Annotated in this window: 11 protein-coding genes; 7 read left to right on the top strand and 4 right to left on the bottom strand. The window is 47.0% G+C overall.

Annotated features, from left to right (window positions below; all coding sequences use genetic code 11):
- Nucleotides 1–35: 35 nt before the first annotated feature.
- The 4 genes from carB to gatE form a co-directional block, all read right to left on the bottom strand.
- A complete protein-coding gene (gene carB / locus BM008_RS07865; RefSeq protein WP_091935842.1) occupies nucleotides 36–3,260 on the bottom strand; it encodes a carbamoyl-phosphate synthase large subunit in 3,225 nt (1,074 codons plus the stop codon).
- A complete protein-coding gene (gene carA / locus BM008_RS07860; protein WP_091935840.1) occupies nucleotides 3,260–4,357 on the bottom strand; it encodes a glutamine-hydrolyzing carbamoyl-phosphate synthase small subunit in 1,098 nt (365 codons plus the stop codon). Before carA ends, carB begins: the two co-directional genes overlap by 1 nt.
- A 93-nt stretch (nucleotides 4,358–4,450) precedes the next feature.
- Nucleotides 4,451–5,446: a DUF5050 domain-containing protein gene (locus BM008_RS07855; RefSeq protein WP_177188020.1), complete on the bottom strand. Its 996-nt coding sequence runs from the start codon at nucleotides 5,444–5,446 to the stop codon at nucleotides 4,451–4,453.
- Between the two features lie 88 nt (nucleotides 5,447–5,534).
- Complete coding sequence (gene gatE, locus BM008_RS07850; protein WP_091935837.1) at nucleotides 5,535–7,436, bottom strand: Glu-tRNA(Gln) amidotransferase subunit GatE; 1,902 nt, start codon at nucleotides 7,434–7,436, stop codon at nucleotides 5,535–5,537.
- A gap of 296 nt (nucleotides 7,437–7,732) precedes the next feature.
- Here gatE and BM008_RS07845 point away from each other — a divergent pair, with 296 nt between their 5' ends.
- The 7 genes from BM008_RS07845 to BM008_RS07815 all read left to right on the top strand — a co-directional run bounded on the left by BM008_RS07845 (nucleotide 7,733) and on the right by BM008_RS07815 (nucleotide 14,515).
- Nucleotides 7,733–8,275, top strand: a complete 543-nt coding sequence (locus BM008_RS07845) for a 4Fe-4S dicluster domain-containing protein (protein WP_091935835.1) — start codon at nucleotides 7,733–7,735, stop codon at nucleotides 8,273–8,275.
- A complete protein-coding gene (gene hdrB, locus BM008_RS07840) occupies nucleotides 8,272–9,174 on the top strand; it encodes a CoB--CoM heterodisulfide reductase subunit B (RefSeq protein ID WP_091935833.1) in 903 nt (300 codons plus the stop codon). The genes BM008_RS07845 and hdrB overlap by 4 nt, the downstream gene beginning before the upstream one ends.
- A 171-nt stretch (nucleotides 9,175–9,345) precedes the next feature.
- Nucleotides 9,346–11,295 (top strand): CoB--CoM heterodisulfide reductase iron-sulfur subunit A family protein, encoded by a 1,950-nt coding sequence (locus tag BM008_RS07835; RefSeq protein ID WP_091936319.1) that lies wholly within the window; start codon nucleotides 9,346–9,348, stop codon nucleotides 11,293–11,295.
- Entirely contained in the window at nucleotides 11,292–11,729 is a 438-nt protein-coding gene (locus BM008_RS07830; protein WP_394328922.1) for a hydrogenase iron-sulfur subunit, read from the top strand. The genes BM008_RS07835 and BM008_RS07830 overlap by 4 nt, the downstream gene beginning before the upstream one ends.
- A 1-nt stretch (nucleotide 11,730) precedes the next feature.
- A complete protein-coding gene (locus tag BM008_RS07825; protein ID WP_091935830.1) occupies nucleotides 11,731–12,882 on the top strand; it encodes a Coenzyme F420 hydrogenase/dehydrogenase, beta subunit C-terminal domain in 1,152 nt (383 codons plus the stop codon).
- Nucleotides 12,879–14,327: a molybdopterin-dependent oxidoreductase gene (locus BM008_RS07820; protein ID WP_091935829.1), complete on the top strand. Its 1,449-nt coding sequence runs from the start codon at nucleotides 12,879–12,881 to the stop codon at nucleotides 14,325–14,327. Before BM008_RS07825 ends, BM008_RS07820 begins: the two co-directional genes overlap by 4 nt.
- Complete coding sequence (locus tag BM008_RS07815; protein WP_091935826.1) at nucleotides 14,327–14,515, top strand: hypothetical protein; 189 nt, start codon at nucleotides 14,327–14,329, stop codon at nucleotides 14,513–14,515. Before BM008_RS07820 ends, BM008_RS07815 begins: the two co-directional genes overlap by 1 nt.
- Nucleotides 14,516–14,554: the final 39 nt, after the last annotated feature.

Here is a 14,554-nt window from a genome sequence, read left to right as displayed (position 1 = left end):
TAACTGATCCTGAAAATAATAGGGGATAAGGAGAATTAAGCCATATCCCTGTGATATTCATTTATCGATTTGACCTCGCCCTCTCCCTGTTTCATTGAGACGATGGCGTTGGATGCTGCAACAGCTGCCTGGATAGTGGTGATATACGGAACCTTGAAATCCACTGCTGCACGGCGTATCCTTGAGCCGTCCTTGCGGGACTGCTTGTTGGTTGGGGTATTGATGACAAGAGCCACCTCATCCCTGCGCATCATGTCGATCACATTTGGACTGCCGTCATGGACCTTCTTAATGATGTCCATCTCGATCCCCTTCTCTTCAAGGAATACAGCAGTACCACGGGTACCGATAAGCTCTATACCTGCATCTTTCAGCTTGCGTGCCACATCCACCAGTTGTTCCTTGTCCTCATCCCTGATGGACATGAATACCTTGCCTGAGAGTGGCAGGAGATTATCAGCACTGAGCTGTGCCTTAAAGAATGCACGTCCGTAATCGTAATCCACACCCATGACCTCACCGGTACTCTTCATCTCAGGACCGAGTATTGGATCAGCTCCCGGGAGTTTATCGAATGGCAGAAGTACCTCTTTCACGGAAACGTGTTTGACCTTTGGTTCATCCAGTGAAGTGTAGCCAAGTTCTTTCAGGCTCTGCCCCATAATAACATGGGCTGCGATCTTTGCCATTGGAAGTCCGACTGCCTTTGATACGAATGGAATGGTCCTGCTTGAACGTGGATTTGCTTCAAGCACATAGACCTTGTCATTCTGAAGTGCCATCTGAATGTTCAGAAGACCCTTGACATTAAGTGCAAGTGCGATCTTGCGAGTGTAATCACGTACTATCTGCAGTGTTTCATCTGAGAGTGACTGCGGTGGGATCACACATGCAGAGTCACCGGAGTGAACACCAGCTTCCTCGATATGTTCCATGATAGCACCGATGAGCACGTCCTCACCGTCACACACGGCATCAACATCGATCTCAACAGCACCCTCAAGGAAATCATCGATAAGGATCGGATGTTCCGGTGAAACATTTACTGCCTCACGCATGTAACGTTCCAGATCGTTCTGGTCGTAGACGATCTCCATGGCCCTTCCACCAAGAACGTATGATGGCCTCACAAGTACAGGATAATCAATGCGATTAGCAATAGTGATCGCTTCTTCCTGTGATGTTGCATAACCTGCATCCGGCTGGTTGATCTCCAGCTTTTCCATCATGTGATTGAACCTTTCACGGTCCTCTGCGACATCAATATCATCAGGGGATGTTCCCATGATAACGGTCTTAAGATCGGTACGCCTTTTAAGCTCCTTCTCAAGTGGCAGAGCAAGGTTGACAGATGTCTGACCACCGAACTGCACCAGTACACCATCAGGATCCTCACGCTCGATCACATTCATTACATCCTCAAGCGTCAGAGGCTCAAAGAAGAGCTTATCTGAGGTATCGTAGTCAGTAGATACTGTTTCAGGATTGTTGTTAATGATGTGGGCTTCGATCCCCTCATCCCTGATAGCAGTTACTGCATGGACGGTACAGTAATCGAACTCTATTCCCTGACCAATGCGTATAGGACCTGCACCGAGGATCAGTATCTTCTTATTCTCGGTTGGCTCGACCTCACACATCTGTTCATAACATGAATAATAGTATGGTGTTGCAGCTGCAAACTCCGCTGCACAGGTATCTACCATCTTGTATGTAGATATGACCCCTAACTCGCGCCTGAGGTCATTGATCTCCTCGCGGGTCTTGCCTGTGATCTCAGCGATCCTTGTATCTGTCAGTCCCATACGTTTTGCATCAAGCAGAACATCTGCAGATAGATCGCCGGAGCTTGCTGCCTCCTTTATAGAGTTCTCCATATCAATGATGTTCCTGATCTTCCGGAGGAAGAAAACATCAATTCCTGAGAGCTCTGACACCTCTTCAATTGAGAATCCATTTGCAAGTGCATGGTAGATCACGAAAAGCCTCTCGCTCGTAGGTGTCTTGAGCAGGGTCTTGACCTCGTTGTTGGACCATTCTCCATTGCCAAAGTCCATCTTGATATCAAGGGAACGTACAGCCTTTAGAAGTGACTCTTCAATAGTACGGCCGATCGACATGACCTCGCCGGTACTCTTCATGGCTGTTGTAAGCGTGTTATCAGCTGTTACGAACTTGTCGAATGGCCACCTTGGTATCTTTGTGACAATATAATCGATAGTTGGTTCAAAGGATGCAGGTGTCTTCTTGGTAACATCATTGAGTATCTCATCAAGTGCCATTCCAATAGCGATCTTAGCTGTTACCCTGGCGATCGGATAACCTGTTGCCTTTGAAGCAAGTGCTGATGAACGGGATACACGTGGGTTGACTTCCACAATGCGGTATTCCCCATCCTTTGCAGCGAACTGGATATTACATCCACCTTCAATTCCAAATGCACGGATGATCTTAATAGCTGCACTCCTAAGCATCTGGTGTTCCTCATCATTGAGGGTCTGTGATGGAGTTACAACAATGGACTCGCCTGTGTGAACACCCATTGGGTCAAGGTTCTCCATGTTACAGATGACAATACAGGTGTCATTTGAATCACGCATTACCTCGTACTCGAATTCTTTCCATCCGAGGACACTTTCCTCGATGAGTACCTGGTTGATACGACTGCGCCTCAGTCCTCTCTCCGTTATTTCCAGCAACTCTTCCCTGGAGTAAGCGATACCGCCACCAGCACCACCAAGAGTGTATGCAGGACGGATGATCAGGGGAAGGCCAAGTTCATCTATAAGAGCTTCAGCTTCCTTTAATGTTGATATTGCAGTACTGCGAGGTACCTTTTCGCCTATCTTTTCCATTGCCTGCTTGAAAAGTTCACGGTCCTCAGTGTTCTTGATAGCTTCAAGGGAAGTACCAAGGAGTTCCACTCCATACTTTTCAAAGACGCCATTCTCGGCGAGCTCACTTGTAATATTGAGTCCGGTCTGTCCACCAATACCTGCAATAAGACCATCTGGTCTTTCCTTCGCTATGATCTTCTCAATGGTCTTTGCCTCTATTGGCTCGATGTAAACTGCATCTGCTGTATCCGGATCTGTCATTATGGTTGCCGGATTGGAGTTTACAAGTACGACCTCATAACCTTCTTCCTTAAGGGAGCGGCATGCCTGACTTCCTGAGAAGTCAAATTCTGCTGCCTGCCCGATCATAATTGGTCCTGAACCTATCAGGAGTATTTTCTTAATGTCGTCACGTTTTGGCATTATTTCTTTCCTCCTGCTAGTTTGAGAACCTTCTCAAAGAATATTCCCTCGGTATCCATTGGACCGGGGTGTGCATCAGGGTGATACTGTACACTGAACATGTCCAGATATTTGTGTGCAATACCTTCGACCGTCTTGTCGTTAGTATTATACTGTGTAACTGCAACCTCTGCCTCTTCAAAGGAATCTCCATCCACAGCAAATCCGTGATTCTGGGATGTGATATGAACGATCCCTGTTTCAAGGTCCTTAACAGGCTGGTTTGCTCCTCTGTGACCGAACTTCAACTTATATGTATCAGCACCAAGTGCACGGGAGATGATCTGGTGACCCAGGCATATGCCTACTATCGGCAGTTCACCTGTGAAGTGTTTCACAGCAGCGACCGCATCCTGTGCCTGTGCAGGGTCTCCGGGACCATTGGAAATGAACAATAGGTCAGGGTCGTATGATTCTATTGTTGAGATAGATGAGTTACCCGGTACGACGGTCACATCTATACCTCTTGCCAGAAGGCTCCTCTCGATGCTGAGCTTACGGCCACAGTCCACAAGAACCACATTTATCGGGTTGTTAGGGTCCCTTAAAGGACTCTCAAGCCTGAAAGGCTCAGGACAGGTTACCTGTGAGATAAGATCTATATCAGAAATGCTCTTCTGTGAACGTGCGATCCTTACTGCCTCCTCTCCATCATCACTACCATTGACGAGGGCTGCACGCATCGTTCCGTGCTCACGGGTCTTTATAGTTAGCATACGTGTGTCCACGCCTGCAATGCCGGGCTTGCCTTCTTCCTCCATAAGCTCAACAATGGTCTTCTTTCCTAAGTGGTGAGACGGCTCGGGACAAGCCTCCCTGACCACAAGACCTTCAGCTTTGACGCCACTGGACTCCATACAGTTGCCACTGACGCCGTAGTTGCCTATAAGAGGATAAGTGAACATAAGGATCTGGCCTTTATATGAAGGGTCTGTAAGAGCCTCCTCATAGCCAGTATATTGAGTTGTGAAAACAAGTTCCCCGGAAACGATACCTTCGGCACCAAAGCCAGTGCCTTTTATAATAGTCCCATCTTCTAATCCTAGTACTGCATTCATCTTTTGAACCTGCGAATACATGTGAGGAATAGGCTATAAGCATTGCGATGGCCTCTTCATTTTTTGAAGAGAGTAAGGCTGAAAAATTCAGGATTATGAGATCTTTCTCAGGAATGACCCCACAATAAGTACTACAAAAGCGAAAGATGCCAAAAGAACTATACCAATGAACTCCCTGGGCTTGTTTGCAGCATAGTCACGCAGTTTGAGCACATACTCATTATCGATCTTCTTTTCCTCGACCTCAGGAGGTTCTTCGATCCTTTCAAGCTCTATATCTCCGTTTTGGACCGCCATGGCCCATATATTGAACTCACCATCCCTGTTGGACACATAGGCTATTTTGCTTCCATCCGGGCTCCATGCAGGTGCCCGTTCTGCAGACCTGTCACTGGTAAGCTTCATATGGGAACTGCCATCGGAGTTCAGTACCCACAGGTCATAGTCTCCACCAACATTGGATGCATAGACTATCAATTCCCCATCCGGACTATAGGATGGTTCCACGTTGTCATACATATCACTGGTAAGCTGTACAGGTCTTACGGCATCAACGCCTATCGTAAAAATATCTCCTGATGTTGAATATACAATAGTTTTCCCATCAGGGCTCCATGATGGTGAGCTCTCATCACCTGAAGCATCCGTAAGCCTGACCCTGTCCGATCCATTAGGTGACATGGTCCATATATCATAATTTCCGGAAGCTCGTGATGTGTATACAAGTCTGCTTCCATCAGGACTTAATGAAGGTGCTCTGGAATCTGCGGTCTCAGTTAATTTCATTCCTTCACTACCATCTGCATTCATCACATGGATGCTGATGTAGCGGGCGGAGAATGCTTTCTTACTTTCTGTGGCAAAATAGATCATTGTGCCGTCATCGTTGAATTCCGGCTCTCCTTCCCATGCCATTCCGTCATAGAGCTTCTTCTGATCAGAACCATCACTGTTCATGATCCATATAGCCTGATCAGCTGCATAGACTATTTTGCTGCCATCAGGACTCCACGCCGGATGGTTGGCATTTGTAGTATTGGTAAGTTTAACATCACTGTCGATAATGACCGCAGCGGACGCACATGACATCAATAATGTCAAAAAAGTAAGCAGGAGCAGTCCCCTGCTTAATAATTCTCTGGACCGAATAGTAAAAGATAACCACATCAAAAATATATTATGTACTTAGATATTGATTAATCTTTTGTTTTAATATCTCGCTGATAATCTTACCATCTACCTTCCCACGGACCTCTGCCATCACGACACCCATGAGAGGACCGACCGCAGCCATGCCCTTTTCCTTCACGAAGTCCTGACGCTCTTTGATGATAGCTTCCACCATGTCCTCTACATCTGACACATCAATGCTACCAAGTCCCATTTTCTCAGCTGCATCCTTTGCACAGATGCCAGGTTCGCACGCCATAGCACGTAAAAGGCCATCGATAGCTTCCTTTGGCACTCCACCTTCTGCAATGAAGCTGCATATGTCTATGAAGTGTCTGTCCTCAAGATTATCGATCTCGACACCGTCACGTTTCAGCTCAGGTAGTGTTCCTGTAAGTGTCCTGACCACAAGTGTGGCATTGACATTCTCATTGTCACCAAGCATACCCATGATCTCCTCAAAGAGAGGAAGGTATGTGGAATAGGCTATCTTCTCAGCAAGTTCCCTGTGAAGTCCGAACTCGGACTCGAAACGTTTTGCCCTTTCTGTGAGCAGTTCAGGTATCTCCACTGCATCGAAATATTCAGGAGAGATGTTCACCTGTGGAACATCGGTCTCAGGGTACATCCTTGCAGCACCTGGGAGTGGTCTCAGGTAGGAGTTGTTACCATCAGGAAGTGCTCTGCGTGTTTCCTCCGGAACACCTTCAAGTGTTTCCTTTGCACGTATGATCACACTTTCCATAGCTCCCCACGCCCTGTTCTGACGGTCTGCGACCATTACCACAGCATCGTTCTCTTCCGCACCGACCTCAGCACGAAGTGCCTGTACTTCCTCTTCGCTCACGCCATATGCAGGAAGTTCATCTGTGTGGAATATGCCACCGACACCTGATGTCTTTGCACGGTCTGAGAACTCGGTACCAAGACGTCTTCCCGGCTGTACTTCTCTGCCGACATAGCCATCAAAGCCACGGAGCAGGACAGCATAGACCTTTCCTTTCTTTATCGTCTTCTTGATGACCTTGGATTGTGTCTCTTTGAAAATATCAGTAACATCGAAAATAGTATCGCATACGGATGCACCACGTTCGAGCAGTTCATCCTTCATTGCAAGGAGATTGACCTGACGCTCGACCTCACGCTCTACCATGGTCTCTATCATATCCAGTGCCTGAACACCTTTCAGTTCTACACGTGCACCTTTTGCAATTGATATGTTAACATCCTGGCGTATGGTTCCAAGTCCACGCTTCACCTTTCCGGTGGAACGCAGGAGCATACCGATCTGCTGTGCAGTCTCCTTTGCATGCTGTGGTGAGATGATATCAGGATCAGTTCCTATCTCGACAAGTGGGATACCCAGACGGTCAAGAGAGTATATTATAGAATCTCCCTGGTCCTCTATCTTCTGGCAGGCCTCTTCCTCAAGACAGAGCACACCGACCCCGACAGGACCAACTGATGTGTCAAGGTATCCGTCCTTTGCAAGGAATGCTGTTCTCTGGAAACCTGAGGTGTTAGAACCGTCCACTACTATCTTACGCATCATATGTACCTGGTCCACAGGCACCATCTTGAGCAGTTTTGTGATACTAAGGGCAATGTCCAGTGCTTCCCTGTTCACTTCTGTTGGAGGCTCGTCATCGTTCTCCACCAGGCAGGTCGTATCATATGCCTTGTAGACGTACTTGCGTCTTAGTTTGGACTGTTCAAGGGCAGCCCTGTCGGTCTCTCCCATCTCACTTGCTGTTGGACGGAGATAACGGAAGAACTCATGGTTCGATTCCTCAATATTCCTTATCTGTGTAGGGCACCTGCAGAACAACTTCTGTTTAGAGTCAAGTTGCTGGTGAATTTCAAGCCCGCATTTCAGGCCAAGTTCTCTGTAATCGAATTTGTCACTCATGGATGATCTCACCAAATTAGTTTCGCATACGTCGGTTTACACAACAAACAGCCTCAGGATGTATAAACTTATTGTTGCGTGAGCGTGTCATCTCACGTGCCGCACTCTTTACACAGTTCACGGCGAGAAAACAAATTTACCCTCTTTTTCAATTGAAACAAATTTGAGATTATGCTGGTAAATTAAAGTTTATGAGAATTAATGAAAACGATATGCGAAGCGTTTATATGTTAAAATTATATTGATTCCATTGTTAAAATCAATTATTAATCGTGATAAAAGGACGGGATCTTAAAATGTCATCCAATATAGAACGCTGCTATCAATGTGGTCAATGTACATCTGTCTGCCCAATGGGAGAACAGGAACAAACATACAGGATCCGCAGGTTCCTGCAGATGGAAAAACTTGGGCTGGAAACTGAAGAGAGCATGATGGTTCCTTTCATATTCTATTGTACCACCTGCTACCGCTGTCAGGACAACTGTCCGCAGGATGTTAATCTCGTGGATGCGGTTCTGGCCATCAGGGAAAAAGCAGTTCATAAAGGAAAGATGCTTGAGGCCCACAAGAAGGTCGGTCAGATGCTTGTGAACTACGGCCATGCTGTTCCAACCAATGCAGATGCCATGGAAAAGAGAGTTCATCTCGGTCTTGACAAGAGACCTCCAACCGTTCAGGCTTCCATAGAGGGCCTGAGTGAGATAAAGACCCTTCTTCGACTCACAGGTTTTGATGAACTTGTAGCAGAGAGCAAACCTGTAGAACATGTAGAGAGTGCTGCAATGATGCATCAGACATGCTTCACTCAGCAGCAGGTAGTAGAGGAGGGTGCATGAGCAACCTGTCCCTTTTCCTCGGTTGTGTGGCACCGAACCGTTATCCAGGTATTGAGGCTGCAACAAAGAAGACCTTTTCAAAACTCGGCATAGAGCTTGACGACCTGGAAGGAGCATCATGTTGTCCTGCTCCCGGTGTGTTCAGGTCCTTCGATAAAGTTACCTGGCTGACACTTGCTTCCAGGAATATCGCTCTCTCCGAGGAAATGGACGATGATGTTCTTACTATCTGTAATGGATGTTACAGTACATTGAAAGAAGCTGATCATGAACTGAAAAGTGATGCTGATCTGAAGAAGGATGTCAATGAGAAACTCTTCGAGACAGGTCATGAGTTCAGGGGCCAGCATGATGTTCGCCACGTGATAGAGTATCTTTATCAGGAGATCGGTGTGGAAGGTATCAGGGAACTGGTAACTGCTCCGCTCAACATGAGAGTGGCCGTGCATTATGGATGTCACCTTGTACAACCTCTCAAAGAAGCTGATTCAAGACTTGTCAGTGGCGATATCACATTCTTCGACGAACTTGTGGAAGCCACAGGTGCTACAAGCGTTGATTATGAGGACAAGATGATGTGCTGTGGTGCCGGTGGAGGAGCAAGAGCTGCTGCCCACGATGCAACACTCAGGATCACCGAGAAGAAACTGGAGAACATGGCCGATGCACAGGTCGACTGCATCATCAATGCATGTCCATTCTGTCATCTTCAGTTCGATTCCGGCCAGAAGGACATAAACGAGGGATCCTGCACAAGCTATGGAATTCCTGTATTGCATTACACCCAGCTTCTGGGACTTGCAATGGGACTGTCCCCTGAGGAGCTTGGGATCGACCTTAATGTCACCAGCACTTCTGAATTCATTGAAAAGATAAATGATGGCTCTTTAATGGCCTGATCCTATCTTTTATTCCATCACGATTGTAAAAACGGAAAAACGACATCAAAAACGGAAAAACAGAAAAACGTATTTTTTTATTTTTTATCATATTATCGGGCGGTAGTCTGCGCCATAAAAAACGGGTGATGAAATTTGGCTTTAATAGAAATAACAGATGATACAAATGACATGGATGAGCCCAGAATAGGTGTCTTCATCTGTGAATGCGGAGTTAACATAGGAGGTGTCGTGGACTGTCAGAAAGTGGCAGACTATGCAGGCACACTTCCCGATGTAGTACGCTCCTCGGTCAACAAATATACCTGCAGTGATTCCGGTCAGTCCGAGATCAAGCAGGCAATTAAAGATAACAAGCTCAACCGTGTGCTTGTGGCAGCATGTACGCCAAAGACACACGAACCTATCTTCAGGGCATGTGTGGAAGAAGCAGGTCTGAATCCTTATCTTTTCGAATTCGTTAACATCAGGGAACACTGCAGCTGGATACACATGCAGGAAAAGGAAGAGGCAACAGAGAAAGCCTGCGAACTTGTACGCATGGGTGTTTCAAGATCATCTAAGCTCGAACCTCTGCAGTCAAATGAGGTTCCGGTAACAGACACAGCACTTGTGATCGGTGCCGGTGTTGCCGGTATGCAGTCAGCTCTTGATATCGCAGATATGGGTTACAAGGTCTACCTTGTGGAAAAGAACCCATCCATCGGCGGAAAGATGGCACAGCTCGACAAGACCTTCCCGACCAACGATTGTAGTATCTGTATCCTTGGTCCGAAAATGGTAGAGGTTGCCAGGAACAAGAACATTGAACTGATGACATATTCCGAAGTAGAGGAAGTGGACGGATATGTCGGTAACTTCAAGGTGAAGGTAAAGCACAAGGCACGTTATGTAGATGTTGATACCTGTACCGGCTGTGGTCTCTGTGTTCAGAAGTGTCCTGTAGAGGTACCTAACACCGAGTTCAATGAGGGTATAGGTACACGTAAGGCAATTTACGTTCCATTCCCACAGGCTGTTCCTCTGAGAGCTGTTGTTGACAGGTCAGTATGCATCGACTGTGGTGCATGTTCCAGAGCATGCAGCAGTAATTCTGTTATAATGGAGCAGGAAGACTCGTTCTCCGAACTTGATGTTGGTGTCATAGTTGTTACAGCAGGTTTTGATGTATATGACCCTGAACCAACCCATGATTTCGGATACGGACTTTACGATAATGTAATTACGGGCATGGAGCTCGAACGCCTGATAAATGCCAGCGGACCTACAATGGGTAAAGTAGTCAGACCCAGCGATGTAAAACCACCAAAGAAGGTCGGTTTCATCCAGTGTGTGGGAAGCAGGGACAAGAAGCGTAACAGATATTGTTCCAGTTTCTGCTGCATGTACGCTCTCAAGGACGCTCAGCTCATCAGGGAGAAATATCCTGATTCTGAGGTCTATATAATGTACATGGACATGAGGACCCCCTTCAGGAACTATGAGGAGTTCTATGACCGTGCAAGGGACATGGGTATCCGTTTCATCAGAGGTAAACCAGGAAAGGTAACCGAAGTTGAGAATGGTGATCTGAAGGTCCGTGTTGAAGATACACTGACCAACGATATCATCGACCTTGATCTTGACCTTCTGGTCCTCAGTGTCGGTGCTGTCTCAGGTGAGAGCACTGAACGTATCAGGCAGATCCTTAAGGTAAGCAGGGCTGCTGATGGTTTCATGATGGAAGCACATCCAAAGCTCAAGCCAGTGGACACCACACTGGATGGTATATTCATAGGCGGTGTCACCCAGGGACCAAAGGACATCCCGTATTCCGTATCACAGGGAAGTGCATGCGCTGCCCGTGCATCACGCTATCTGGCACAGGGTAAAGCGATAACAGAAGGTATCACCGTCGATGTTAATGACGATATCTGTGTTGCTTGTGGAATTTGCGTACCAATGTGTCCTTTCCAGGCCCTTTCACTGGAGGACGGCAAACTCAATATTATCAAGGCACTCTGCAAGGGTTGCGGAACATGTGCAGTGGCCTGTCCGACAGGTGCATTGCAGCAGAACCACTTCAAGAACGATCAGCTACTGGCACAGGTGAAGAATGTATTCACCTTCGGGGAGGAATGAAAATGACAGAGAACAAACAATGGGAACCAAAGATAGTCGCTTTCTGCTGTAACTGGTGCAGTTACGGCGGTGCCGACACAGCAGGTATGGGAAGATTCCAGCAGCCTGCATCCCTGAGGATCATCCGTGTCATGTGTTCCGGTCGTATCGACCCGCTCCACGTTTTCAATGCATTCCTTGAAGGTGCGGATGCGGTCCTTGTAACAGGATGTCACCTTGGTGACTGTCACTATGTCAATGGTAACTACAAGACACAGGTCAGGTATGATTTCATGGAAGATATGGTATTGGAACTGGGCCTTGAGCCTGAAAGGCTTCATCTTAGCTGGATAAGTGCCAGTGAAGGTGAGAAGTTCGCAAACTTCGTCAGGGAAGTAACTGAACAGGTCAGAAAGCTCGGACCAAGTCCTCTTAAGCCAGAGGGGGTGAACTGATATGGTAGAAGTTGGAGACAGAATAATAGGCTATTCGACAGACACCGGAGTTCGTAACAAGGGAGCTTCCGGCGGTCTTGTAACTGCAGTATTGGCAGCAGCTCTTGAAAAGGGACTTGTTGAAGAGGTCGTTGTACTCAAACACATAAGCGAGTACGAGGCTGTACCCATCATAACCAGCGATGTGAACGAGGTCCTTGCATCAGCAGGAAGTATGCACACAGTTCCTGTGAACCTTGCAAAGTACGCTGTGGGTAAGAACGTTGCCATGCCTGGAAAAGCATGTGATATCAGAGGTGTCATCGAACAGGCAAAGCGCAATGAGGTCGATATCGACAATGCATATCTTATAGGTCTCAACTGCGGTGGGACCATGTACCCGGTACAGACCCAGGAGATGCTCATCAACATGTATGAGATAGACCCTGAGGATGTCACAGGCGAGAACATCGAGAAGGGTAATCTTATCTTCAGGACAAGGTCCGGTGAGGAGAAAGGTATCTCAATTGATGAGCTTGAGGAAGCAGGTTACGGAAGGCGTGAGAGCTGCCGTTACTGTGATGTCAAGATACCAGTTAATGCAGACCTTGCATGTGGTAACTGGGGTGTCATCGGTGAACTTTCAGGAAACGCGACCTTCTGTGAAGTAATGAACGAGAAGGGTGTCCGTCTACTGGAGAATGCCATTGAGGCTGGTTTCATAGAGATCCAACCTGCAAGTGACAAGGCCATCGCAATCAGGGAGAAGGTGAACAATGTCATGCTCTCCATGAGCGAAAAATGGTCAGAGAAGATATTCACCGAGATACCGGATGGTGAACGTACCAGATACTACATGGAGCAATTTGCTGACTGTATCGACTGTGGTGCCTGTAAGGAGGTATGTCCTGCATGTACCTGTGGTGAGGATTCCAAGTGTACCATGTATCACAATCTTGAGGACAATTACAGGATGAGCATGTTCCACATGGTCCGCCTGATGCACCTGTCAGATAGTTGCATAGGCTGTGGCCAGTGTACTGATGTCTGTCCTGCAGATATTCCGGTAACAACAATATTCAGACGCTTTGCTGAAAAGTCACAGAAGAAATACAACTACAAGGCCGGAATGACACTTGAGAGACCACCTTTCCTGGAGGTGATGCCAAGATGAAGGAAATGATATATCAGACGATTTGCCCCGGATGTGGTGTAGGATGCGGACTTTTCATCAGAGAGAACGATGAAGGTAAGTTAAGTATCGACCACATGAAGAGCAGCCCAGTGAATCTTGGAAAGCTCTGCAGGTTCGGGATGAAACTCCCGCACTATTACGCTAAAGCTAATAATGCTGTAAATATGACAGATGGCTCTGCTGTGGATGCAGAAACTGCCATAAAAGCAGCAGTTGAGATCCTTAAGGATGCTGACACTGACAGTGTTGCACTGCTGTCCGTGGGCAATACCAGTAACGAGGAACAGATGGCATTCACAAAGCTTGCTGAAACACTGGGTACTGTTGTTCAGACCGGTATTCAGAAGATGTGTATGCCTGAACCGGGAACACTGGCTGAGATCGAAAAGGCAAAAAAGATAGTCCTTTTCGTAGATCCATATGTCCAGTATCCTCTCATTGTCAGGAGACTGCTTGCAGCAAAGAAGAATGGGGCACACATTATCTCAGTCGGTACAAACCCACTGAATCTGGCTGATGAGACACTTGACCTGAAGCCTGAGCAATATGGTGAACTGGAACTTGACAGTGAATCGTTGATCATAGCTGATGTTCACCCTAATTCAGATGCCGGAATATTAAAGTCTGTAAAATCACTGGCAAAGGGAACAGGTGCAGGAATTCAGTTCATGAAGCCTTTCATGAACAGCAACGGAGCTGCACTTCTTGCAAATAAGGACGGCAATATGATGGGCCTTGCAGAACTAATGGAGGATATCGAGCTTGGCAATATCAGGACACTCGTAACGCTTGACAGTGACCCTGTGGAGCTCATGCCTGATGCTGAAGCAGCTATTGAGGCACTGAAGAATCTCGATAAGCTGATAGTCATCGGTTCAGTTAACGGTCCGGCTGCAGAGATGGCCGATGTTGTCATTGCCACTGACCCAGTTTACAGCAAGGCAGGTACCTTCCTGAACGTTGAGGACAGCCTTCAGGAGAACAGCGGTACAGGAAAGGCCGGTGTGGATGCCCTGTCACTGCTCAATGCAGGTATCGGCGGGAAGACCTTCACCCATGACGAGATGAACTATCTTGTGATGAAAACTATAGGATCTCGTGAAACAGGAACTGCACAATGTAAAGGTTCTGAAATTGAACTATCTTTAGTTGAAATTCCTGAGGACATGTATGAACTAAGGTATCTGTACAATCCTTTCATGTGGTCCGACAGGGAGGATGACAATGACTTTGTCCTTCTCAACAGGAACACGGTCAAAAAGCTCGGTCTTAAGAAGGGCGGCTGTGTGAACCTGAAAGGTGAGATGGGTGAACTGAAGATGAGATTCCGTGTGGAAGCAATTCCTGATGGTCTTGTACTGACAGCAAAGAAACTGCCTATAGCTAAGGGAGTTTCAACCGCTATATCCATGGAGGTATGCTAATGCCTGAACTTGACACCGAACAGCAGAAAGCCTTCATCGAAGAGATGATGCTTAAGAACGCACTCAAGGGAGCTTCCAAAAAGAGGCTCATCAGGTTCCTTGCTGAGAAATACCAGTGGGACCAGCAGAGAGTTCAGTTCAAGCTCAAAAGGGCTATACTTGCTGAAAGGTACGCACAGTCACACTGAACCTTTGATGGTAGAATAGTCGAAAATGATAATGGCAGG

The sequence above is a fragment of the Methanolobus profundi genome, assembly GCF_900114835.1.
GTDB lineage: Archaea > Halobacteriota > Methanosarcinia > Methanosarcinales > Methanosarcinaceae > Methanolobus > Methanolobus profundi.
The sequence above is the reverse complement of the archived record's forward strand: the minus strand, read 5'-3'. Positions and strand labels throughout refer to the sequence as shown.